At 74.7% G+C, this 23,059-nt stretch carries 20 protein-coding genes; 13 read left to right on the top strand and 7 right to left on the bottom strand.

Features of this window, described 5'->3' with window-relative positions:
• Nucleotides 1-53 precede the first annotated feature (53 nt).
• The 9 genes from coaD (at nt 54) to GPA02_RS06780 (ending at nt 7,249) form a co-directional block, all read left to right on the top strand.
• On the top strand, nt 54-548 hold the full coding sequence (gene coaD / locus GPA02_RS06820; RefSeq protein ID WP_156199155.1) for a pantetheine-phosphate adenylyltransferase: 495 nt from the start codon (nt 54-56) through the stop codon (nt 546-548).
• Nucleotides 545-1,123, top strand: coding sequence for a hypothetical protein (locus GPA02_RS06815; protein ID WP_240133927.1), 579 nt, complete (start codon nt 545-547; stop codon nt 1,121-1,123). Before coaD ends, GPA02_RS06815 begins: the two co-directional genes overlap by 4 nt.
• Entirely contained in the window at nt 1,123-1,725 is a 603-nt protein-coding gene (locus tag GPA02_RS06810; protein ID WP_156199154.1) for a YceD family protein, read from the top strand. Before GPA02_RS06815 ends, GPA02_RS06810 begins: the two co-directional genes overlap by 1 nt.
• Nucleotides 1,722-2,456 (top strand): ribonuclease III, encoded by a 735-nt coding sequence (gene rnc / locus GPA02_RS06805; RefSeq protein ID WP_156199153.1) that lies wholly within the window; start codon nt 1,722-1,724, stop codon nt 2,454-2,456. Before GPA02_RS06810 ends, rnc begins: the two co-directional genes overlap by 4 nt.
• Nucleotides 2,440-3,381 carry a bifunctional DNA-formamidopyrimidine glycosylase/DNA-(apurinic or apyrimidinic site) lyase gene (mutM, locus tag GPA02_RS06800; protein ID WP_156199152.1) on the top strand — a complete coding sequence of 314 codons (942 nt, stop codon included), beginning with the start codon at nt 2,440-2,442 and terminating at the stop codon, nt 3,379-3,381. The genes rnc and mutM overlap by 17 nt, the downstream gene beginning before the upstream one ends.
• The gene (locus GPA02_RS06795) at nt 3,378-4,595 is read left to right on the top strand and encodes a winged helix DNA-binding domain-containing protein (protein WP_156199151.1); all 1,218 of its coding nucleotides are present in this window, start codon (nt 3,378-3,380) and stop codon (nt 4,593-4,595) included. Before mutM ends, GPA02_RS06795 begins: the two co-directional genes overlap by 4 nt.
• Before the next feature lie 79 nt (nt 4,596-4,674).
• Nucleotides 4,675-5,469: a hypothetical protein gene (locus GPA02_RS06790; protein ID WP_156199150.1), complete on the top strand. Its 795-nt coding sequence runs from the start codon at nt 4,675-4,677 to the stop codon at nt 5,467-5,469.
• The gene (locus GPA02_RS06785) at nt 5,466-6,719 is read left to right on the top strand and encodes a hypothetical protein (protein ID WP_156199149.1); all 1,254 of its coding nucleotides are present in this window, start codon (nt 5,466-5,468) and stop codon (nt 6,717-6,719) included. Before GPA02_RS06790 ends, GPA02_RS06785 begins: the two co-directional genes overlap by 4 nt.
• Before the next feature lie 50 nt (nt 6,720-6,769).
• The gene (locus GPA02_RS06780; protein WP_156199148.1) at nt 6,770-7,249 is read left to right on the top strand and encodes an LpqN/LpqT family lipoprotein; all 480 of its coding nucleotides are present in this window, start codon (nt 6,770-6,772) and stop codon (nt 7,247-7,249) included.
• Nucleotides 7,250-7,310: 61 nt separating this feature from the next.
• On the opposite strand, the gene GPA02_RS06775 is transcribed toward GPA02_RS06780, so the two are convergent.
• Together GPA02_RS06775 and eda are read right to left on the bottom strand one after the other, a co-directional pair.
• Nucleotides 7,311-8,411, bottom strand: a complete 1,101-nt coding sequence (locus tag GPA02_RS06775) for a sugar kinase (protein ID WP_156199147.1) — start codon at nt 8,409-8,411, stop codon at nt 7,311-7,313.
• Nucleotides 8,412-8,500: 89 nt separating this feature from the next.
• Complete coding sequence (gene eda, locus GPA02_RS06770; RefSeq protein WP_156199146.1) at nt 8,501-9,127, bottom strand: bifunctional 4-hydroxy-2-oxoglutarate aldolase/2-dehydro-3-deoxy-phosphogluconate aldolase; 627 nt, start codon at nt 9,125-9,127, stop codon at nt 8,501-8,503.
• Between the two features lie 151 nt (nt 9,128-9,278).
• Here eda and GPA02_RS06765 point away from each other — a divergent pair, with 151 nt between their 5' ends.
• The 3 genes from GPA02_RS06765 (at nt 9,279) to GPA02_RS06755 (ending at nt 12,397) form a co-directional block, all read left to right on the top strand.
• The gene (locus GPA02_RS06765) at nt 9,279-10,253 is read left to right on the top strand and encodes a LacI family DNA-binding transcriptional regulator (protein WP_156199145.1); all 975 of its coding nucleotides are present in this window, start codon (nt 9,279-9,281) and stop codon (nt 10,251-10,253) included.
• Nucleotides 10,254-10,339: 86 nt separating this feature from the next.
• Complete coding sequence (locus GPA02_RS06760; RefSeq protein ID WP_156199175.1) at nt 10,340-10,972, top strand: response regulator; 633 nt, start codon at nt 10,340-10,342, stop codon at nt 10,970-10,972.
• Nucleotides 10,973-11,002: 30 nt separating this feature from the next.
• The gene (locus GPA02_RS06755; RefSeq protein ID WP_156199144.1) at nt 11,003-12,397 is read left to right on the top strand and encodes a M20/M25/M40 family metallo-hydrolase; all 1,395 of its coding nucleotides are present in this window, start codon (nt 11,003-11,005) and stop codon (nt 12,395-12,397) included.
• Between the two features lie 13 nt (nt 12,398-12,410).
• Here GPA02_RS06755 and GPA02_RS06750 read toward each other — a convergent pair whose 3' ends face one another.
• From GPA02_RS06750 to GPA02_RS06730, 5 genes are read right to left on the bottom strand one after another with little or no spacing between them, the layout of a single operon-like run.
• On the bottom strand, nt 12,411-13,673 hold the full coding sequence (locus GPA02_RS06750) for a GAF domain-containing sensor histidine kinase (protein ID WP_156199143.1): 1,263 nt from the start codon (nt 13,671-13,673) through the stop codon (nt 12,411-12,413).
• 34 nt (nt 13,674-13,707) lie between these two features.
• Nucleotides 13,708-15,417: a thiol reductant ABC exporter subunit CydC gene (gene cydC / locus GPA02_RS06745; RefSeq protein ID WP_156199142.1), complete on the bottom strand. Its 1,710-nt coding sequence runs from the start codon at nt 15,415-15,417 to the stop codon at nt 13,708-13,710.
• A complete protein-coding gene (gene cydD, locus GPA02_RS06740) occupies nt 15,414-17,093 on the bottom strand; it encodes a thiol reductant ABC exporter subunit CydD (protein ID WP_156199141.1) in 1,680 nt (559 codons plus the stop codon). Before cydD ends, cydC begins: the two co-directional genes overlap by 4 nt.
• A gap of 3 nt (nt 17,094-17,096) precedes the next feature.
• Nucleotides 17,097-18,143, bottom strand: a complete 1,047-nt coding sequence (gene cydB, locus GPA02_RS06735; RefSeq protein WP_156199140.1) for a cytochrome d ubiquinol oxidase subunit II — start codon at nt 18,141-18,143, stop codon at nt 17,097-17,099.
• Nucleotides 18,144-18,163: 20 nt separating this feature from the next.
• Complete coding sequence (locus GPA02_RS06730; RefSeq protein WP_156199139.1) at nt 18,164-19,639, bottom strand: cytochrome ubiquinol oxidase subunit I; 1,476 nt, start codon at nt 19,637-19,639, stop codon at nt 18,164-18,166.
• 529 nt (nt 19,640-20,168) lie between these two features.
• Here GPA02_RS06730 and GPA02_RS06725 point away from each other — a divergent pair.
• The gene (locus GPA02_RS06725; RefSeq protein ID WP_156199138.1) at nt 20,169-23,024 is read left to right on the top strand and encodes an Rne/Rng family ribonuclease; all 2,856 of its coding nucleotides are present in this window, start codon (nt 20,169-20,171) and stop codon (nt 23,022-23,024) included.
• Nucleotides 23,025-23,059: the final 35 nt, after the last annotated feature.

The following is a 23,059-nucleotide window of genomic DNA, read 5'->3' as shown; positions in this document are numbered from 1 at the left end:
GCGTTGCCCCTCCCGGTGCCGGTCGGGGTCGGGTGCCGCGATAGGTTGGCGACATGGCGCGAGTCGCTGTCTGCCCAGGGTCGTTCGACCCCGTGACCCTCGGTCACATCGACGTCGTCCGTCGCGCTCGCGCGATGTTCGACGAGGTCGTCGTGGCGGTCGGCGTCAACGCCGGCAAGACCCCGCTGCTGGACGCCGACACGCGGGTCGAGCTGTTCGCCCGGGCGGTCGCGGACCAGCCGGGCGTGCGCGTGGTCCGGATGCCCGGGCTGCTGGCCGACCTGTGCCGGGAGGTCGGCGCGTCGGCGATCGTCAAGGGGCTGCGCGGTGGGGCCGACTTCGACGCCGAGCACCCGATGGCGCTCATGAACCGTCACCTCAGCGGCGTCGACACGGTGTTCGTCGTCGGCGACCCCGGGCTGGCGCACATCGCGTCGTCGATGGTCCGCGACGTCGCCCGCCACGGCGGGCGCATCGACGACCTGGTCCCCGACGGCGTCGCCGCGGCCGTGCGCGACGCCCTCAGCACGCAGGGAGAGAGCCGATGACCGAAGCGAGAGGCGGCGAGTCGCTCGTCGCGATCCTCGACGAGCTGACCGACCTGGTCACCAGCGCGAGGGCGATGCCGATGTCGGCGTCCGCGCTGGTCAACCGGGCCGAGGTGCTCGAGCTGATCGAGTCGGCGAAGGCGGTGCTGCCGAGCCAGATCTCGCAGGCGGACACGCTGATCGCCGACGCCGACGCGGTGCTCGACCGGGCCCGCCGCGAGGCGGCGAAGATCCTGGAGAAGGCGCGCGCACGCGCCGAGCACCTGGTCTCGGAGCAGGCGGTCGTGCACGCCGCCGAGCAGCGGGCCGAGGAGATCGTCGCCGCGGCGCGCGAGCAGGCCGAGCGGCTCGCCCGCGAGGCGGACGACTACTGCGACCGCCAGCTCGCGCAGTTCGAGATCGACCTGGGCGCGATCACCAACCAGGTGGCGGCCGGCCGCGCCCGGCTGGTCGAGCGCGCCCGCGGCCGCGCCGAGAAGGCGAAGCTCGCCGAGGAGGCGGCCGCCGCGACGCCGCCGCCGCGAGTCGGGCGCGCCGAGCGCACGTCCGCCCCGACGGAGGGGGAGGAGTCCTGATGGCCGGGTTCGTCGTCAACACCCACGACCTGGGCCGACGCCCGGGCTCGATGCGACAGGTCGAGCTGGACGTGACCACGCACGAGCCGTTCGGGTCGGAGGTGATCGCGGTCGCGGCCGGGTCCCCGATCGAGCTCGACCTGCGCCTGGAGGCCGTCAGCGAGGGCGTGCTCGTCACCGGGACGGCGCACGCCACCGCGACCGGCGAGTGCGTGCGCTGCCTGCGCGCGGTCGAGCAGGAGATCGCGGTCGACCTCACCGAGCTGTTCTCCTACGGCGGCGGCCGGCACGAGCGCCGCGGCGAGGCCGACGAGGAGGAGGACCCGCTGCCCACGCTCGACGGCGACCTGCTCGACCTCGAGGCGACGGTCACCGACGCGCTGGTCCCGGCCCTGCCGTTCCAGCCGCTGTGCTCGCCCGGCTGCGCCGGCCTGTGCTCGGAGTGCGGGGTGCGGCTCGACGACGCCGAGCCCGGGCACGGGCACGAGATCCTCGACCCACGCTGGGCGGCGCTGAGCGCGCTCGCGTCCCAGGCGGAGACCGTCGACGACGCACCGGACGACCCCGAGGAGGGTGACCGGGCCGGACGGGGTGGCGCGTGAGCGGCCACGTGAGCGAGGCGACCGCCACCGAGCTGACCGACCGCCTCGGGCTGACGCTGGACCCGGACCTGCTCGTGCTCGCGCTGACGCACCGCAGCTTCTCGCACGAGCACGGCGGCATCCCCACCAACGAGAGGCTCGAGTTCCTCGGCGACACCGTCGTGGGGCTCGTCGTCACCGAGTACCTCTACCGCCGCCAGCCCGACCGCACCGAGGGCGAGCTGGCGAAGATGCGGGCGGCCTCGGTCTCGCAGCGGGCGCTCGCCGAGATCGCGCGCACGCTCGGCCTGGGCGAGTACGTGCTGCTCGGCAAGGGTGAGCTGTCCACCGGTGGCCGCGACAAGGACTCGATCCTCTGCGACACCTTCGAGGCGATCATCGGGGCGCTCTACCTCGCCCACGGCCTGGAGCCGACCCGCGGCGTCGTCGAGCGACTGGTGGGCCCGACGCTGGAGTCCGCGTCACGGCTCGGCGCCGGCCTCGACTGGAAGACCAGCGTGCAGGAGCTCGCCGCCGAGCGCGGCCTCGGCGTGCCGACCTACGTCGTCGACGGCACCGGGCCCGACCACGAGCGCTACTTCACCGCGCGCCTCGTGCTCGACGGGGTCACCTGGGGCACGGGCGAGGGCACGAGCAAGAAGATCGCCGAGCAGCAGGCGGCGTCGGCCGCCTACGAGGCGCTGCAGCAGGGCGAGGGGACCGACGGGACCGAGGGTGCCGGAGCTCCCTGAGGTCGAGACCGTGCGCGCCGGCCTCGCGCGCCACGTGCTCGACCGCCCGATCGCCGACGTCGACGTGCTCGGCCCGCTGGGCGCCCGCGTCACCCGCCGTCAGCTCGGCGGCGCCGACGAGCTGCGCGCCCGGCTGGTCGGGCGCACCTTCGCGGCGGCCGTGCGACGCGGCAAGTTCCTGTGGCTGCCGCTGGCCGAGGACGGCGGCCCGACCGACGAGGCGCTGCTGGTGCACCTCGGCATGAGCGGCCAGATGCTGCTGCCGACCGGCGCGCCCGAGCCCCACCCGCACCTGCGGGTCCGCATCACGCTCGCCGACGGCGGTCTGGTCGACTTCCACGACCAGCGCACCTTCGGCCACCTCGTCGTCACCGACCTCGTGCCGACGCCCGACGGCGGACCCGGCGGGTTCGCCGGCGACCGGGCCGCCGAGCCCGCCCTGCCCGTCGAGGTCGCGCACATCGCGCGCGACCTGCTCGACCCGCTGATGGCCGAGGGCACCGAGGACCGCGCGGCGCTGGTGCGCCGCATCCGACGGTCGCCGCGCGGCGTCAAGCGGGCGCTGCTCGACCAGGAGCTGGTCTCCGGCATCGGCAACATCTACGCCGACGAGGCCCTGTGGATCGCGCGACTGCACCACGAGCGCCCGGGTGACCGGCTCCCCGCGCCGCGGGTGCGGGCGCTGCTCGCGGCGGCCACCGAGGTCATGAGCGCCGCGCTCGCCGTGGGCGGCACGAGCTTCGACTCCCTCTACGTCGACGTCAACGGCTCGAGCGGGTACTTCGACCGCTCGCTGCACGTCTACGGGCGCGAGGGCCGGCCGTGCGAGCGGTGCGGCACCCCGATCCGGCGGGAGGCGTTCGCGAACCGCTCCTCATTCCGCTGCCCACGGTGCCAGCGGCGCCCGGTGGGCACCGGCCGGTGAGCCGCCGGTCCGCGCCGGCCCCGGTCCGGCACGTCGACGACGACGAGCGGCGCGCGCGGCTCGGGCGACGGCACGGGCTCGCGCCCGGGCACCGGTTCGGCGACGTCGTCACCGCGGCGGCGTCGATGGTGGGGTTGCACGCGACCGAGCCCGCGACCGTGCACCTGTCGCTGTGGGCACGGTCCGCGGGTCTCGCGCTCGAGGACGTCGAGCGCGCGCTCTACGACGACCGCGTCCTGGTCAAGCAGACCGCGATGCGCGGCACCCTGTTCGCCGTCGACCGCGGCACGCTGCCCGCGGTGTGGGGGAGCGTGGCGGCCCGGCAGGCGCGCGCCCTGCACGCGCGGCTGGTCAAGGACCTGCTCGCCTCGGGGGTGACCGACGACGGCGAGGCGTGGCTCGCCGAGATGGGGGACGCCGTCGTCGCGCTGCTGCGCGAGCAGGAGGCGGGCAGCACCGAGGTGCGCAGGCTGCTGCCGGCGGTCGACGTCTCCGTCACGCGCGGCACCGGCGCGTGGAGCGCGGCGACGCCGGTCGCGCCCCAGCTGTTGTGGCTGCTCAACGAGCGCGGGCGTGTGCTGCGCTCGCGCAACGCCGGGGACTGGGTGCAGTCGCGTCCGCGCTGGCGCGAGACCGTCGCCTGGCTGGGCGAGCCCGCCGTCCCGGCACCGGCGCGCGAGGCGTACGCACGCCTCGTGCGCGGCTGGTTGCGCACCTACGGGCCCGGGACCGAGGCCGACCTGCGCTGGTGGCTGGGCGACACCCTGGGAGCGGTGCGCACCGCGCTGGCCGACCTGGACGCCGTCCCGGTCACGGTCAGCGGGCCCGACGGCGGGCCGGAGCCGGCCTGGCTGCTGCCCGACGACCTCGACACGGTCGAGCCTCCCGACGGCTGGGTCGCGCTGCTGCCGACGCTCGACCCGACCGTCATGGGCTGGCGCGGGCGCGGCTTCTACGTGGGCCCGCACCGCGACGCGCTGTTCGACTCGGTGGGCAACGCGGGCACCACCGCGTGGTGGGACGGCCGCGTCGTCGGGTCGTGGATGCAGGACCCCCAGGGCCGGGTGCACCTGCACCTGCTCGAGGACCTGCCGGCCGCGGTGCGCCGCGCCCTCGAGGAGGAGGCGGCTCGGCTGACGGCCTGGCTCGACGGCGCCGTCGTCACGCGGCTGTACGTCTCCGGGTCGATGCGGCTCGCCCTGCCCGGCCGCTGACCGACGGCAACGCCCTCCAGGCGGATGGGGACCTCTGCCCTCGCCGCGGCCCGGCCGCGCCCCTAGGGTGAACGGAGCCGTGACCATCGGGGAGAGGAGCGACGTGGGCGAGAAGTACTCGGTCCACCACGCGAGCGCGAGCAAGGCCGCGAACGAGACCTCCACCGCGGTCGGCGAGCTGACGAAGGTCGGCACCACCGTCACCGACGCGATCGGCGACGCCGAGGCCGCGCTCCCCGCCGAGTTCCAGACCGCGCTGCAGCGGCTCAAGACGTTCCGCGAGCTGCACGTCGAGGACATCGCGACCGTCAGCACCTTCGCTGCCGGGGCCGTGGCCTCGCTCCAGGAGTGCCTGAAGACCTACGAGCACGCCTCGGCCGACATGGTCGCCGAGAGCTGGGCTCTCGAGAACAAGGTCGTCTTCGAGCACGGCAGCATCCTGCCGATGGCCGAGGGCGCCATCAACGACAAGCTCGGGAAGACCACCGAGGGCGTGAACGGCTCGCTCCCGTCGCGCGAGGAGGGCCGCTCGGACTCCTCGTCCTACTCCACGACGCGGGAACGCGGCGGCCCCGGCGAGTCGACGAGCACCACCCGTTCCAGCACCCGCGGCGGCTCGACGACGGCCACCACGCGCGGTTACGACTTCGGGTACGACAACGCCACGGGCCGCTACTCCAGCGAGACGACGCACAGCGTGAAGCACACCTCCAACGGGGTCACCGACACCACCACGTACTACAACGGGACGTCCTTCCGCCCAGGAGGCGGTGACGAGTCGCACGCGAGCGGACGCTCCTACGCCGTGAGCACCAACGGCCAGGACGTCTACTCGACGCAGACCGGGTCGATGTCGGTGAGGGGTGCCCGATGACCGCCACGATGATCAGCACGGCCGACGTCCCGACCATCGGGGGCGACCCGGAGTCGCTCTCGGCGGCCGCGGAGTCGATCAGCGACGCCGGCGAGAAGCTCGAGACGAAGGCCGAGGCCGTCGTCACCGCCTGGAAGGGCGTCAACGAGGAGAACTACAGCACCCCCGAGGCGCTGGGGGTGCGGCAGTCGATCCCGCGCATCACCGACCCGTCGAGCACGATCACGAGCAACCTGGGCAAGCTCTCGACCGCCGTCAGCTCGGCGGCGACCACGCTGTCGTCGCTCAAGACGCGTGCGAGCACGCTGCGCAGCGACATCCGCTCCTTCCGGTCCCGTGCGCTCGCAGCGGACTCGGCCGACACCGCGGCGCCCGTGTGCACGCCCGACAACCCGAGCGGGCTGACGGGGTGGCGCGCGGACCCGCTGCTGGTCAGCGAGAACGATGGGCTGTGGTCGCGCGCTAAGCAGCTGCAGAAGGACCTCGACCAGGTCGAGACCGACATGCTCGCCGACCTGGTCGGTGTCATCGCGCCGCGCCCCTGGCTGCCGGTGCCGTCCTGGACGCCCGGCGAGCCAGCCGGCACGCGGTCGAGCGCGAGCTGGGACGGCCCCGGTGCGAACGCGACCTCGTGGTCCGGCACGACGTTCCGCGACGGCAACTACTACATGGGAGCCGGTGCCGAGGCCGAGGCGCACCTGTTCAACGCCAACGCCAGCGCCCACTACGACGGCCCGTGGGGCAAGGCCAACGCCGAGGCAGGGATCAACGTCGGTGCGCAGGCGGACGCGAAGGCACAGGCCTCGGTCGGTCTCGACGGTCTGCACGCCCAGGCGTCGGCGTCGGCCTCGGCCGGCGTCACCGGTCAGGCGAAGGCCGGCTACACCGCCGGTCCGCTCTCGACCGAGGTCGGTGTGAAGGGCATGGCCGGCGCGGAGGCGAAGGCCAACGCGGGTGTCGACGTGGGGCTGGACGGCGTGTCCGCCAACGCCGGCGTCGAGGGCTTCGCCGGTGCCAAGGCCGAGGCCAACGGCAGCGTCGAGGTCATGGGCGTCAAGGGCAGCGGCGGCGTCGACGTCCGTGCGGGTATCGGCGGCGAGGCGAAGGCGGACGTCAAGGTCACCTCCGACGAGGTGCGCGTCAAGCTCGACCTCGGGCTCTCGGTCGGGGTGGGCTTCGGCGTCGAGGTCGACGTGTCGTTCAGCCCGAAGAAGCTGGTCGAGGGCGCCAAGAAGCTCTGGCCCTTCTAGACCGCCGCCGTCCGCCAGACTGTTCAGCACCACCACGAACGAGGAGCAGCATGACCGACACCGCGACGTACCCCAGCGACGAGGCGCCCGCCTTCCCCGGGGTCACCCTGCCCCGCCCCGAGTCGTGGGAGGTGCTCCCGGTGCCGGCGGCGCTGATCGCGCTCGGCAAGAGCGGCTACCCGGCGAACCAGTTCCAGCCGAACGTCGTCGTCACCAACCAGCGCGGCATCGGCACCACGCTCGAGGAGGCGGCCGCGGCCACCGCGGAGGCGCTGACCGGCTCCCCGGAGTGGGAGGAGGCCGGCCGCGAGACGATCGAGGGCCTGGGCGGGCACCAGGTGTTCCGCATCGAGGGCGCGTTCCGCCACCCGCAGGCGGGCACGGTGTACCAGGCGGCGGTGATCACCGTCGTCGAGCGCGGCCCCTACACCGACCTCGTGCAGCTGGTCGGGTCCTGCTCGGCCTCGCAGGTCGCCGACTGCCTCCCCGAGATCCGCACGATCCTCAAGGACGCGACGGTCACCGGCTGACGACGCGCGCACGACGACGGCCCCCGCGGAGACCGCGGGGGCCGTCGTCGTGCCGGGCGTGTCAGCGGTCGACGCGCGCCGAGCCGCCGCCGGCCAGCTTGAGGACCTCGGCCTTGGTGACCATCGTCGTGTCGCCGGGCGTCGTCATCGCCAGCGCGCCGTGCGCGGCGCCGTACTCGACGGCGGTCGCGAGCGGCTCGCCGGTGATGAGGCCGTAGATCAGACCGGAGGCGAAGGAGTCGCCGCCGCCGACGCGGTCGAGGATCTCCAGGTGCGGTCGGTGGGTCGCCTCGGCGAAGCCCTCGTCCTTCGACCAGGCGATCGCGCCCCAGTCGTTGTCGGAGGCGCTGTGCACGGTGCGCAGCGTGTTGCCGATGACCTCGAAGTTCGGGTACGCCGCGCTCGCGGTGGTGATCATCGCCTGGAACTTGCTGACGTCGAGGTTGTCGAGGTTCTCGCCGGTGCCCTCGACCTCGAAGCCGAGCGAGGCGGTGAAGTCCTCCTCGTTGCCGATCATGACGTCGATGTGCGGTGCGATCGCCTTGTTGACCTCCTGCGCCTTGGCCTGGCCACCGATCGACCGCCACAGGCTGGGCCGGTAGTTGAGGTCGTAGGAGACGACGGTGCCGTGCTTCTTGGCCGCGGTCACCGCCTCGATCACGACCTCCGCCGTCGACTCGCTCAGCGCGGCGAAGATGCCGCCGGTGTGGAGCCACCGCACCCCGAGGTCGCCGAACAGGTGGTCCCAGTCGACGTCGCCGGGCTCGAGCTGCGAGGCGGCGGTGTGGCCGCGGTCGGAGACGCCGACGGCGCCGCGCACGCCGAAGCCCCGCTCGGTGAAGTTCAGGCCGTTGCGCACCTCGCGCCCGATGCCGTCGTAGGGGACCCAGCGGATGTGGTCGACGGCGACGCCGCCCTGGAGGATGAAGTCCTCGACCAGCCGGCCCACCTCGTTGTCGGCGAGCGCGGTGACGACCGCGGCCCGCAGCCCGAAGGCGCGACGCAGCCCGCGCGCGACGTTGTACTCGCCGCCGCCCTCCCAGGCGCGGAAGCTGCGGGTGGTGCGGATGCGACCCTCACCGGGGTCGAGCCGCAGCATCACCTCGCCCAGCGACACGATGTCGTAGCGGCACTCCTCGGCGGGGCGGATGGTCAGGCTCATCGGCGATCTCCTCGTGCTCGTGGTGCGGCGTCGGCGCCGCTCGCGTGGGGGGCAGAAGTGGGTTGGAACCGTGGCAGGCGAGGGGCGGCTCAGGCGGCGGCGAGCGCGACGGCGTCGGCGGTCAGTCGGGTGACCTTGTCGAAGTCGCCCGCGGCGATGTCGGCCCGCGGCACCATCCAGGACCCGCCGACCGCGAGCACGGCACCGACCGCGAGGTAGTCGGCGAGGTTGTCGGGGCCGATGCCGCCGGTGGGCACGAACCGCAGGTCGCCGAACGGCGCCGAGAGCGCCTTGATCGCCGGTGCGCCGCCCGAGGTCGAGGCGGGGAAGAACTTGACCGCGGTGAGGCCCTCGGCGAGCGCCGCCTGCACCTCGGTGGCGGTGACCGCGCCGGGCAGCGCGAGCACGCCGCGCTCGGCGCAGCGGCGTACGACCGGCACCGACAGGCCGGGGGACACGACGTAGGAGGCGCCTGCGTCGACGGCGGCGTCGACCTGCTCCGGGGTGAGCACCGTGCCGGCACCGACGAGCATGTCGGGGTTGACCGCCATCGTCCGGATCGCCTCGACCGCTGCCGCGGTGCGGAAGGTCACCTCGGCGACAGGCAGGCCGCCGGCCACCAGCGCCTCCGCCAGCGGGGCCGCGGACGCGGCGTCGTCGAGGACGACGACCGGCACGAGCCGCGCCGCTCCGATGCGTTCGAGGGTCTCGGTCACGTGTGCTCCTCCTGACGACGACGGCGACCGGCGCGCTCCGGTCGCCCCAGCCTGCAAACGCTTGCATGGCGGTGAGGTCACGACCCTAGCAGCCCTGCCGCACCGGGATCAAGGAGTGCGCAAGCGTTTGCATCGGCGCTAGCCTGGGCGCATGCTCCCCGAGACGACGCTGGCCGACGTCGCACGCGCTGCGGGCGTGTCGGTGTCGACGGCGTCCCGCGCGCTCGCCGGCGCCGCCGTCGTCGCGACCGCGACCCGGGAGCGGGTGCGCCGCGCCGCGGTGGAGCTCGGCTACGAGCCCAACCTCGCGGCGCGACAGCTCGTCACGGGGCAGGGGCAGGCGATCGCACTGGTGCTGCCGGACATCGCCAACCCCTTCTACGCGGGCGTCGCCAAGGGCATGCAGCAGCGTGTGCGGGCCGAGGGGCTCACGGCGGTCTTCGCCGACACCGACGAGGACCCGCGCACCGAGCGGTCGGTGCTCGCCCAGATGGCGCCGGTGGCGGCACGGCTGGTGCTCGCGTCGCCACGGCTGGACGACGACGCGATCCGCGAGGTGGCCGCCCGCGCCCGCGTGGTGCTCGTCAACCGCGAGGCCGACGGGCTGCCCGCCGTCACCGGGGACAACGCCGACGGCGTCCGGCAGGCGCTCGTGCACCTGCACGCGCTGGGGCACCGCCGTGTCGGGTACGCGGGCGGGCCCGCCACGTCCTGGTCCGACGCCGCGCGCCGGCGCGGGCTGGCGGCCGCGCCGCCCGGGCTGGAGGTCGTCGACCTCGGGGCGTTCCGACCGGGGGCCGGTGGCGGCGTGCAGGCGGCCGATCTCGCGCTCGCCGCCGGCGTGACGGCGGTGCTCGCCTTCAACGACCAGCTGGCGCTCGGTGTCCTGGGCCGGCTCGCCGACCGCGGCGTCGCCGTGCCGGACCGGCTCAGCGTGGTCGGGTTCGACGACATCCCGGTGGCGCGGCTGCTCGCGCCGTCGCTGACGTCGGTCGCGGTGCCGGCGGGCGAGCTGGGCCGCACCGCCGTCGAGCTCCTCCTCGACGGCGAGCGCCCCGAACCGGGCCTGCGGACGCTCCCGGTCGAGCTGCAGGTGCGCCGCTCGACGGGCGAGCCCGCGCGGTGACGCCGCCCACGCGCGCGCCGCGCGTGGCGGCCGCGCGGACGGCCCGCGTGCCCTAGGCTCGCGGCGTGGGCACGGACATCACGGTGATGGTCGTCGACGACCACGAGGTCGTCAGGCGCGGCGTCGCCGAGGTCATCGAGCGCGCCGACGGTCTCACCGTGGTCGCCGAGGCCGCCAGCGTCGCCGAGGCGTTGCGCCGGCTGCCGCTCGTCACGCCGCAGGTGCTGCTCGTCGACCTGCAGCTGCCCGACGGCACCGGCATCGACGTCATCACGGCCAGCCGCTCGTCGGGGACCTGCCACGCCGTCGTGCTCACCTCGTTCGAGGACCCCGACGCGCTCGAGGCGGCCGCCGAGGCCGGCGCGCGCGGCTTCCTGCTCAAGACCGTCCGCGGCGACGACATCGTCGAGGCGGTGCGGGCGGTCGCCGCGGGACGCTCGCTCATGGGGCGCGCGAGCGTGGGGCACCGCGACGACGACCCCACGGCGCGCCTGACGCCCAGCGAGCGGCGCGTGCTCGAGCTGATCGGGGACGGCCTGTCGAACCGTGAGATCGGCGAGGAGCTGGGCGTGGCCGAGAAGACCGTCAAGAACCACGTCACCGGCCTGCTCGCCAAGATGGGGCTGCAGCGCCGCACCCAGGCCGCGGCCTGGGTCGCGGGCCACCGCGGCGCCTGGCGGTCCCGGTCCGGCGACCAGCACACGCCGCGCACCTGGTAGCGAGCGCGCACCCGACTCGAGAGGACAGCCATGCCCGCGAACGAGGACCGCACCGACGTCCAGGAGCTGCGCGACGCCGTCGCCCGCCTCATGCCGCAGGCCCGTGAGGAGCTCGCGACGCTCGTCGGCTACCGCTCGGTGGCCGACCCGGCGGTCGAGGACCCCGAGCAGTGCCGGCTGGCGGCGCGCTGGGTGCGCGACGCCTTCGCCGCCGAGGGCCTCGACGCGCGGCTGGTGACGACACCCGACGGCAGCGACGCCGTCATCGCGACCCACGACGGGCCCGCGGGAGCGCCGCGGGTGCTCCTGTACGCGCACTACGACGTGCAGCCCGCGCCCGCGTCCGAGTGGACCACCCCGCCGTTCGAGCTGACCGAGCGCGACGGCCGCTGGTACGGCCGCGGCGCTGCGGACTGCAAGGGCAGCATCGTCGCGCACCTCGCCGCGCTGCGCGCGGTCCGAGCCCGGCAGGCGGCGACCGCCGGCGCCGACGCGCCGCCGTACCCGGTCTCGCTCACCGTGGTGGTGGAGGGCTCGGAGGAGCAGGGGACCGGCGGGCTGGAGCGCCACGTCGAGCAGCACCCCGAGGACGTCGCGGCCGACGTCGTCGTCATCGGTGACGTCGGCAACGTGGCCGTCGGGGTGCCGACGCTCACGGTCGCGCTGCGCGGCATGGTGCAGGTGACCGTGCGCGTGACGGCGCTCGACGGCAACCGGCACTCCGGCGCGTTCGGGGGTCCGACGCCGGACGCGCTCGCTGCGCTGGTCGCGATGCTCGCGTCGCTGCGCGACGCCGAGGGGAACACGACGATCGACGGTCTGGACGCGACCGGCACCTGGGACGGTGCGCCCTACCCCGCGGAGCAGCTCGCGCGCGACGCCGGCATCGTCGAGGGTGCCCGTGTCATCGGGTCCGGGTCGGTCGCCGACCACCTGTGGGCGCGGCCTGCCGTCACGATCATCGGCATCGACGCACCACCGGTCGTCGGTGCGCTGCCGGCGATCCAGGGCACCGCGGCCGCCACCGTCAGCCTCCGGGTGCCGCCGGGCACCGACGCCGCCGCCGCGGAGCAGGCGCTGATCGAGCACCTGCGCGCGGCCGCGCCGTGGGGCGTGCAGGTGTCGTTCGAGCGCGAGGGGATCGGGCAGCCGTTCGCCGCCCGCCAGGACACCCGCGGCTTCGAGGTGCTCAGCGAGGCGATGGCCGACGCGTTCGGCGCGCCGGTGCAGACCGCCGGGCAGGGCGGCTCGATCCCGCTGACGGCGGCGATCGCCGCCGCACACCCCGACGCCTCGGTCGTGATGATCGGCGTCTCCGAGCCCGCGAGCCGGATGCACTCCTCGGACGAGAGCGTGGACCCGGGCGAGATCGAGCGGATGGCGCTCGCGGAGGCGCTGCTGCTGACGCGGTACCGGCACGAGTGAGCCGGCGTGCCGGCTACGGCGCGGTCGCCAGCCGGTAGGCCGCGCGCGACACCGGCACCGTCCACACCAGGGTCGTGCCGGAGGAGCCGGTGTCGATCTCGAGCGTGCCGCCCCACCGCTCGGCGCGCTCGGCGATGTTGCGCAGCCCGGAGGACCGGGTGCGGTCGGGCGGGATGCCGATGCCGTCGTCGGACGTCGTCACCGTGAACGCACCCTCGGTCAGCGTGAGCCGCACGGTGACGTGGTCGGCGCGCGCGTGCCGGGAGGCGTTCGACAGCCCCTCCCGCACGACCGCGACGACGTCGTCGACCAGGTCCTCGTCGGCGCCGTCGGCCCAGGTCTCGACCGCGGGCGCCGAGGGCAGCACCTCGAGCTCGGGCAGGAAGCCGAGGCCGTGGCGCGCGAGCGCGATCTCACGCTCCAGCCGCTCCATCGGACGCGACGGGATCGCGTCGCGCTGCAGCGCGTGCACGATCGAGCGGATCTGCGCGACCGCCTCGTCGAGCCCGCCGAGCGCCTCGTCGAGCAGCTGCGCGGGCTCGCCCTCGAGCGCGTCCCGGGCGCGGGCGATCGAGAGACCGGTCGCGAACAGGTGCTGGATCGCCAGGTCGTGCAGGTCGCGCGCGATCCGCGCGCGCTCGTCGAGCAGCGCGGCGCGGTCCTCGGCGTCGCGGGCCTCGGCGAGCTTGAGCGCGAGCGCGGCCTGGCGCGCGAAGGACTCGGCGATCTTCAGCTCGTCGGGCGTGAACTCGGCGGCGTCGGGTCGGCGCAGCAGGATGATGACGCCGATGCTCTGCTGGTCGGCGACGAGCGGTGCGTACAGCGCGGGCCCGAAGCGGCCGAACTGCGGCAGCCGGACGCTGGAGAGCCGCGCGAACGAGGGCACGATCATGCCGGCGCGGTCGGCGAGCACCTGACGCGCGCGACCGCCCTCGGGCATGACGAGACCGACGAGGTCCTCGGCGTCCTCGCCGTCGGCGAACTCGATCACCCAGTCGTCGCCGACGCCCTGCAGCACCAGGCAGGCGGCGTCGGCCTCGGCGACCTCGCACAGCCGGGAGGCGATGAGCGCGAGCGCGTCCTCGACGTCGGCGCCCTCGAGCATCGCGGTCGTGACCTCCTGGCCGACCGCGAGCCACTCGCCCCGGGTGAGGGCGTTGCGCAGCGGGCGGGCGGTGTCGGCCAGGTCGATGCGCGCCGCGAGCGACCGGATCGCCTGCGCGGCGCGCGACGACAGCTGTCGGCCCGCCGACGTGAACCGGGTGACGATGCTCATCGGCTGCTCCGTGGGTCCGCGGCGGCCGTCGTGGTCACGCCGACCGTTCCAGCATAGGGACGACGCCCGGCGCCGCGGCGACGGCGCCCAGGTCGACGACGTCGTCCGCCGCGGCGAGCGACGCCGCGCCGCGGTGCGTCACGAGCAGCACGCCCCGCCCCGCCTCACGCAGCGCGAGCACGTCCTGCAGCAGCCGCTCGGCGGTCTCGGGGTCGAGGTGCTCGTCGGGCTCGTCGAGCAGCAGCAGCGGCGCGGGGGACAGCAGCGCGCGCGCGACCAGCAGCCGCCGGCGCTCACCGCCCGAGATGCACGCCCCGCCCGCGCCGACGACGGTGTCCAACCCGTCGGGCAGCCGATCGAGGAACGCCCCGAGCCCGGCGAGGGCGAGCACCTCGCGGGCCTCGTCCTCGGTGACGTCGCCACGGGCGACCCGCAGGTTCTCCAGGATCGTCGTGTCGAAGACGTGGGCGTCCTCGGCGGTCATCGTGACGACCGACGGCGCCCCGTCGGCGAGCGCGGTGCTCGGCACGCCGCCGATGCGCACCTCGCCGGCCGCGGGCGGCAGCAGGCCGGCCAGTGTGAGCAGCAGCGTCGTCTTGCCGGAGCCGTTGGGGCCGACGACCGCGACGGCCCGGCCGGGTGCCAGCGTGAGGTCGAGGCCTCGCAGCAGCGGCTCGCGGCCGGGCCAGCCGACCGCCAGTCCGGCGGCGACGACAGCGGGTGCCCCGACGGCGGGGTCCGCGGCGCCGGTGGCGGGTCGCCGCGCGCGGTCGAGCAGGTCGGTGAGGCGTCGTGCGGCGTCGGCGGCCCGCACCGCGTGCACCGAGGCACCCGCGAGCATGCCCACGCCCTCGAAGGCCGCGAGCGGGGTGAGCACGACGACGGCGAGCTCGACCGGCGCGAGCGAGCCCGCGGCGAGCTGCGCGGCACCGATCGCGAGCGCCGCGACGACGGCCAGGCCGGTCGCCGCCGCCGTGACGCCCTGCGCGAGGGCCGCCGGCCGGGCCGCACGGTCGCGCGTGCGTCGCAGTGCGTCCTCGGCGTCGGCGAGCTCGCCCAGCAGCGGGTCGAGGCGGCCGCCCACCCGCAGCTCGGCTGCGCCGTCGAGCACGGTCATCGCCTGGGCGGCGACCCGCCCGCGCTGGGCGGCGCCGTCCAGCTCGGCGGCGCGCACCGCGCGCGCGGCCAGCAGCGGGGCGCCGAGACCGGCCAGGAGCAGGCACGCGGCGAGCACGAGACCCGCGAGGGGCGACAGCGCGCCGACGATCCCGACCGCGACGAGCGACACGACGAGCGCCACCAGGGCGGGCACCACGGCGCGCACGACCAGGTCGCCGACGTCGTCGACGTCGGCGCCCCACCGGCGGAGCACCTCGCCGCGCCGCAGCGTGGCGACGGCGTCGGTGCGACCGTGGGCCAGCGCGGAGTAGAGCCGCTCGCGCAGGTGGGCGGCGCCACGGAGCGCGACGTCGTGGGAGGCGAGCCGGTCGAGGTAGCGGAACAGGCCGCGACCGATACCCAGCGCGCGCACCGCGACGACGGCGATCGTGAGGTCGAGCACCGGCGGCATCTGGCTCGCGCGGGCGATCAGCCAGGCGGACACCGCGGCGAGCCCGACCGCGGCGCTCAGCGCCAGGGTGCCCCAGGCGACCGCGACCGCGAGGCGGCGCCGGGAGACGCCGAGCAGCGGCCAGATCCGCCGCAGCGCCCGCAGGTCGGCGAGCAGCGCGTCGCGTGTGCTCATGCGAGCACCTCCGCGGCGAGCGGCTCGGCGGCCCCGGCGGCGACCGTGACGACCTCGTCGGCGGCGGCGACCAGCTCGGGTGCGTGGGTGAGGACGAGGACGCCGACGCCGTCCCGGGCCGCCTCGGTGACCAGCCGCAGCACCTGGGCGCTGCTCGCGGAGTCCAGGTGCGCCGTCGGCTCGTCGAGGACGAGGAACCGGGCGGGGGAGAGCAGTGCGCGGGTGGTCGCCAGCCGCTGCCGCTGCCCGGCGGAGAGCCCGCGGGCGCGACCGCCCACCGGGGTGTCCCACCCCAGCGGCAGCGCGGCGACGACCTCGGCGAAGCCGGAACGCTCGGCCGCACCTCGCAGCGCCTCGTCGTCGGCGTCGACGCCGGCGAGCGCGACCTCGCGGAGCGTGCCGGGCTCGAGCACGGGGTGCTGCGGCACCCAGGCGACCTGGGCGTGCCACGCCGCGAGGTCGACGTCGCGCAGGTCGAGCCTGCGGTCGCCGACGCGCAGCCGCACGACGCCCGCGTCCGGGGCCAGCAGGCCGAGCAGCGCCAGCGCCGCGGAGGTCTTGCCGGCACCGCTCGGGCCCCGCAGCACCGTGATGCCGCCGCGGCGCACCCGGCCGTGCAGGCCGGCGGGGGCCGGCAGCGTGCGCCCGGGCGGCAGGACGTCGACACCGTCCCACTCGACCTCCTCGACCGGGCCGAGATCGGCGGTGCCGGCGACCGGCACCGGCTCGCGAAGGATATCCAGGCACCGCTCGACCGCGGCGACGCCGTCGGCGGAGGCGTGGAAGTGGGTGCCGACGTGACGCAGCGGTGCGAGCACCTCGGGCGCCAGGACCAGCACCGCGAGCCCCGTGACCAGACCGACCTCGCCGGTGACCAGCCGCAGCCCGACACCCACCGCGACGACCGCGACCGAGAGCGTCGCGAGCAGCTCGAGCGCGGCACCGGAGAGGAACGCCACCCGCAGGGTCGACATCGTGCCGCGACGCTCGGCGTCGGCGAGCTCGCGCACGCGTGCGACCGTGCCGCGCGCCCGGCCGAGCGCGCGCAGCGTCCCCAGCCCGGCGACGAGGTCGAGGACCCGCGCGTCGAGCCGCTGCTGCGCGGCCAGTCGGCGCCGGGTGGTGCGCTCGGTCGCCAGCCCGATCAGCCACATGAACACCGGGATCAGGGGCAACGTGATCGCGAGCGTGGCGGCGGACAGCAGGTCCTGGGTGGCGATGACGACGAGGATCGCGGGTGTCAGCAGCGCGGTCTGCAGCAGCTGCGGCAGGTAGCGCACGAGGTAGGGCTCGAGCGCGTCCAGGCCGCGCGTGACCAGCGTGGCGACCTCGGCGCGGTGCGCCTCGAGCCACCGCGGCCCGAGCCGCGCGACGTGCCGCAGCGTCGCGTCACGCATCTCGGCGACGACGCGGGTGGCGCCGCGGTGGGCGCGCCACTCGGTCGCGGTCGTCAGCGCCGCTCGCACGGCGAGCGCGACGAGCACCCCGAGGGCCTCGCCTGCCACCTCCGACCAGGCCGCGCTGCCCTCGACCAGCCGGCCGAGCGCGCGGGCGAGCAGCAGCGCCGCGACGACGAGCGCCGCCGTCTGCGCCACGACCAGCGCCGCGGTCGCAAGCACGGTGGACCGCGCGCTGCGCACCGAGCGCAGCAGCGCGGGGTCGAGCGGCTTGGCCACCGGCTACCGCCGCCCCGCCTCGGCCCGCAGCGGCAGCCCGACCGGCGCGGGGATCCGGTCGGCGGTGAGCCGCTTGCGGAACACCCAGTAGGTCCAGCCCTGGTAGGCGAGCACCAGCGGGGTGAGGAAGCCCGCGACCCAGGTCATGATCGTCAGCGTCTTCGGGGTCGCGGACGCGTTGGCGACCGTGAGCGAGTTCGCCGGGTCGTTGATCGCCGGCATCACGTCGGGGTACATCGAGCCGAAGATCAGCACGACGGCGCCGATCACCGCCGCCGTCGACGCCGCGAACGCCCAGCCCTCGCGACCTGCCCGGATCGCGAGCAGCGCGGCGACCACGCCGGCGGCCGCGAGCGCGACGGCGCCCCAGGTCCAGGTCTTGCCCGAGTGCGCGAGCTGGGTCCAGAGCACGAACACCGCCGCGACCCCTGCGCTCGCGACGGCGAGCCGCTGGGCGAGGCGACGCGCACGGTGGCGGAACTCGCCGTCGGTCTTGAGCGCCAGGAAGATCGCGCCGTGGGTGAGGAACAGCAGCGCGGTGGTGGCGCCGCCGAGCAGCGCGTAGGGGTTGAGGAGGTCGACGAAGGCCGACGTCATCTGGTGGTCGGCGTCGAGCTCGACGCCGCGCACGAGGTTGCCGAACGCGACACCCCAGAGCACGGCCGGCAACCACGAGCCGAACGTGATCGCCCAGTCCCACCGGTTGCGCCACGTGTCGTCGTCGATCTTGCCGCGGTACTCGAAGGCGACCGCCCGGATGATCAGCGCGACGAGGATGAGCAGCAGCGGCAGGTAGAAGCCGGAGAACATCGTCGCGTACCACTCCGGGAACGCCGCGAACGTGGCGCCGCCGGCGACGAGCAGCCAGACCTCGTTGCCGTCCCAGACCGGCCCGATCGTGTTGATGACCAGCCGCCGCTCGGTGTCGTCGCGCGACAGCGGGCGCAGCAGCATCCCGACGCCGAAGTCGAAGCCCTCGAGCACGAGGTAGCCGGCCCAGAGCACGGCGATGAGCACGAACCAGACGATGGCGAGGGTGTGGGGTTCCATCAGCGCGTCTCCAGGCGGGCTCAGTAGGCGAAGGACAGGGGGCGGTCGCTGTCGGCGTCCTCGGGGTCCGGCGGCGGCGCCACCTCGACCGCGCCGTGGCTCGCGTAGCGGCTCATGAGCTTGACCCAGACGACCGCCAGGACGCCGTAGATGAGGGTGAACACGGCGAGCGAGGTGATCACCTTCCCCAGCCCGACGACGCCGGAGACGCCGTCGCTGGTGAGCATGCGGACCATGTCGACACCGGTCGGGTTCGGCACCACCACCCAGGGCTGCCGACCGGTCTCGGTGAAGATCCAGCCGAAGGACGCCGCGACGAACGGCATCGGGATCGCGACCAGGCACAGCCGGGCGAACCAGCGGTTGCCGGTCACCGCCCCCTTCCGGCGCAGCAGGTACAGCGCGGCCACCGCCAGCGCGGCCGAGAAGATCGCGAACCCGATCATCAGCCGGAACGACCAGTAGGTGAGCGCCAGGTTGGGGGAGTAGCTCACCGGCTCGCCGGCCGCGTCGGTGTCGCCGTAGCGCTCCTCCATGTACTCCTGCAGCTCGGGCACGCCCTGCACCTCGCCGGCGAAGTCGCCGGTCGCCAGGTAGCTGGTGAGCCCGGGCACCTCGATGAGGTGGATGACGCCCTCGCACGAGTTCGACAGGTCGCCGACGGTGAGGATCGAGAACCCGGCGCCGGTCTGCGTCTCGCACAGGCCTTCCGCGGCGGCCATCTTCATCGGCTGCTGCTCGAACATCAGCTTGGCCTGCCAGTCGCCCGAGACGGCGACGCCGGCACCGCTGGCGACGATCGTGACGAGCCCGATGAGCGCGGCCGGGCGGTAGACGGCGCGGGCGAGGTCGACCCGCCCGGCGCGGACCTCGCGCACCATCAGCCAGCCCGCCACTCCGGTGACGAAGGTGCCAGCCACGAGCAGCGCCGTCGCGATCGTGTGCGTGTAGGCGGCCCACAGGGTGTTGTTGAGGAGGACGGCGCCGAAGTCGTCGAGCTCGGCGCGCCCGGTCTCGGGGTTGTAGATCGCCCCGACCGGGTGCTGCATCCAGGAGTTGGCGGCCAGGATGAAGAACGCCGACAGGTTCGTCGCGAGCGCGACGAGCCAGATCGAGGCGAGGTGCAGCAGCCGCGGCAGCCGGTCCCAGCCGAAGATCCACAGCCCGAGGAAGGTCGACTCGACGAAGAACGCCGCGAGCCCCTCGATCGCGAGCGGCGCGCCGAAGATGTCGCCGACGAACCGCGAGTACTCGCTCCAGTTCATCCCGAACTGGAACTCCTGCACGATGCCGGTCGCGACGCCGATCGCGAAGTTGACCAGCAGCAGCTTGCCGAAGAACTTCGTCAGCCGCAGCCAGTGGTCCTTGCCCGTGACGAGCCACGCCGTCTGCATGATCGCCACGAGCGGCGACAGGCCGATCGTCAGCGGCACGAAGATGAAGTGGTACACCGTGACGATGGCGAACTGCCACCGAGCAGCGTCGACCGCATCCATACCCAGGCTCCCTCCGTCCCGGTCAGGCTAGGGACGGCGCGACGGCGAGACCCGGGACCTTGGGCCCAGGTCCCGGGTGTCCTGACCGGCTCCCGAGACCGGCTTGTGACATACTGAACGCGGTTGGTCGGCGAGTTCCGTACCCGTCGTCCGACCCGTTGGAACCAGCACGGTCGATGAGGTTCGCGGGCCGCTGCGCCGCCATCCCAGGCAAGGCGCTGAGCCCCGGGCCGCACCTGTGCACGTGCCCACATGGCACGTGGTGACGGCGGCGGATCCTCGACGCGACACACTCGCGAGGGAATCGGCACACGAAGACTTCCAGACATCCCCGACCCGCGACGCGGGCCGACGAGAGAACCCGAGAGGCCCCGGTGGTACGGCGCGGCACCCTCGGCGGAGCTACGTGGACAGCTACGACGGCACCCAGGACGAGCAGAGCGACGACGCCACGAGAGACGATCGACCGGCCGAGCGACAGGGGAGCGGTGGGAGGGCTCGGCGCTCGCGCCGTGCGACCCGGCCCGCGATGACCCCCGAGGAGCGGCCCACGCTCGACGTCCTCGCCGAGCTGGGTCTGCGCGACCCGCAGCCCGAGACGGACGGCACGCCCTCCGACGAGGCGCAGCCCGCCGACGAGCAGGCCGAGGCCGCTGCCGCGTCCGCCGGCGTCGTCGAGGACGAGCCCGAGGAGCAGGACGAGCCCGAGGAGCAGGCCGAGACCGAGGAGCAGGCCGAGACCGAGGAGCAGGCCGAGACCGAGGAGCAGGCCGAGACCGAGGAGCGGGCCGAGGCCGAGGACGCGCCGTCCGACAGCGACGAGCAGGACGGCGACCAGTCCGACAGCGACGTGCAGGACGACGACGGCGAGTCGTTGCGGCTGCCCGCGACCGCGCTGCTGTTCCAGCCGCCGGACCTGACGCCGCGCCGGTCGCGGCGCCGGGCGTCGGCGCCCGCGGGCCCGCCGGAGCCCGACGAGGCCGGGGACGGCACGGGCAACGAGGACGGCCAGGACCCCGTCGCGCCGGAGCAGGCGCAGGAGGCACCCGCCCAGGCGCCGCGGTCCCGGTCTCGCCGGAAGAAGCAGCAGGACGCGAGTGACGACACCGGCACCTCCGACGCCGGCGCCTCCGACGCGTCGGACGCATCCGACACCGCCGACGCCACCGCGGACGGCGAGAGCACCGACAACGACGACGGCGAGGGTGGCGAGGGCGCGGAGGACCGCGAGAGCGCCCCACGTCGTCGGCGCCGCCGGGGCGGCCGTGGCCGCCGTCGTGCCAAGGCCAACCGCGAGGACGACGCCGAGAACGGCAACGACGACAGCGACGACAACGACGACTCCGACGGCTCGTCCGACGCCGAGAACGGCGACGACGCCGCCGACGGTGCCGATGGGGCCGAGGGCACCGAGGAGTCCTCGAGCGACAACGACGGCGACCAGTCCGCCGAGGGCGGCGGGTCGCGACGCCGGCGCCGCCGCCGGTCGCGCTCGCGCTCGGAGGACTCCGGCCGCGGCTCCCGCGACGAGGTGACCGCGCTCAAGGGGTCGACCCGGCTGGAGGCCAAGCGTCAGCGCCGTCGCGAGGGCCGCGACGCCAACCGCCGCCGCGCGATCATCACCGAGGCCGAGTTCCTGGCCCGCCGCGAGTCGGTCGACCGCGCGATGGTCGTGCGCGAGCGCGACGGCCGCACCCAGATCGCGGTGCTCGAGGACGACGTCCTCGTCGAGCACTACGTGGCCCGCAAGACCCAGACCTCGATGGTGGGCAACGTCTACCTGGGCCGGGTCCAGAACGTGCTGCCGTCGATGGAGGCGGCCTTCGTCGACCTCGGCCGCGGCCGCAACGCGGTCCTGTACGCAGGCGAGGTCAACTGGGACGCGGCGGGCCTGGAGGGCCAGCCGCGACGCATCGAGCAGGCGCTGTCCGCGGGCGACTCGGTCATGGTGCAGGTCACCAAGGACCCGATCGGCCACAAGGGCGCCCGGCTCACCTCCCAGATCACGCTCGCGGGCCGCTACCTCGTGCTCGTGCCCTCGGGCGCGATGACCGGCATCTCGCGCAAGCTCCCCGACACCGAGCGCAACCGGCTCAAGAAGCTCCTCAAGGAGATCGTCCCCGACGGTCAGGGCGTCATCGTCCGCACGGCCGCCGAGGGCGCATCGGAGGAGGAGCTGCGCCGCGACGTCGAGCGGCTGACCAAGACCTGGGACGACATCCAGAAGAAGGTCGGCAAGTCCTCGACGACGGCACCGGTGCTCCTCAAGGGTGAGCCGGAGCTCGCGACCCGGGTCGTGCGCGACGTGTTCAACGAGGACTTCCGGTCGCTGACCGTGCAGGGCGACGAGGCGTGGAAGACGATCTCGTCGTACGTCTCCTCGGTCGCGCCGGACCTGGCCGACCGGCTGCACCACTGGACGGCCGCCGAGGACGTGTTCAGCGCGCACCGCATCGACGAGCAGCTCGCCAAGGGGCTCGACCGCAAGGTGTGGCTGCCCTCGGGCGGCTCGCTGGTCATCGACCGCACCGAGGCGATGACCGTCATCGACGTCAACACCGGCAAGTTCACCGGGACCGGTGGCACGCTCGAGGAGACGGTCACCCGGAACAACCTCGAGGCGGCCGAGGAGATCGTGCGCCAGCTGCGGCTGCGCGACATCGGCGGCATCATCGTCATCGACTTCATCGACATGGTGCTCGAGTCCAACCGGGACCTGGTGCTGCGCCGGCTCGTCGAGTGCCTCGGCCGCGACCGCACCCGCCACCAGGTGGCCGAGGTGACCTCGCTGGGCCTGGTGCAGATGACCCGCAAGCGCGTCGGCCAGGGCCTGGTCGAGGCGTTCAGCACCACCTGCGAGCACTGCCACGGCCGCGGCTACGTGCTGCACGACCACCCGGTCGAGAACGGCAGCACCCCGGCGGAGAGCAGCGACGACACGCCCCGGTCGGGTCGTGGCGGTCGCGGGCGTCGCCGCGGCGGCGGCGGTGGTGGCAGCCAGCCGCAGGTGCCGGTGGTCGAGTCCGTCGAGGACCCGGTGCAGCGCGCCCAGGTGCGTGCGACGCTCGCGGCGATCGCCGCGGCGGCGGCGCACGCCCACGAGGAGACGCACCTCGACGAGGAGCGCCGCGGTGAGCCCGCGACCGACGCCGGTGAGACCGCGCAGCCGGCAGCGGCCGAGCCGGACGCCGACGGCGCTGCACGGACCGAGGCAGCTGCGACGTCGGACGAGGCGCCCGAGCAGGCGGAGGCCGCGAGCAGCGAGACGGCGGAGACGCCGGAGACGGCGGTGACGCCGGAGACGGCGGTGACGCCCGAGGAGGCCACCAGCCCGGTGACGGCGGAGATCCCGCTGGAGCCGGCCGAGGAGGCCACGACCGGCTGACGCCGTCGCGCCGGCGGGCGACCGCCGGCGCGGGT

It is taken from the genome of Actinotalea caeni (genome assembly GCF_009733795.1).
Taxonomy (GTDB): domain Bacteria; phylum Actinomycetota; class Actinomycetes; order Actinomycetales; family Beutenbergiaceae; genus Pseudactinotalea; species Pseudactinotalea caeni.
This window is presented reverse-complemented; position numbering and strand designations above follow the sequence as displayed.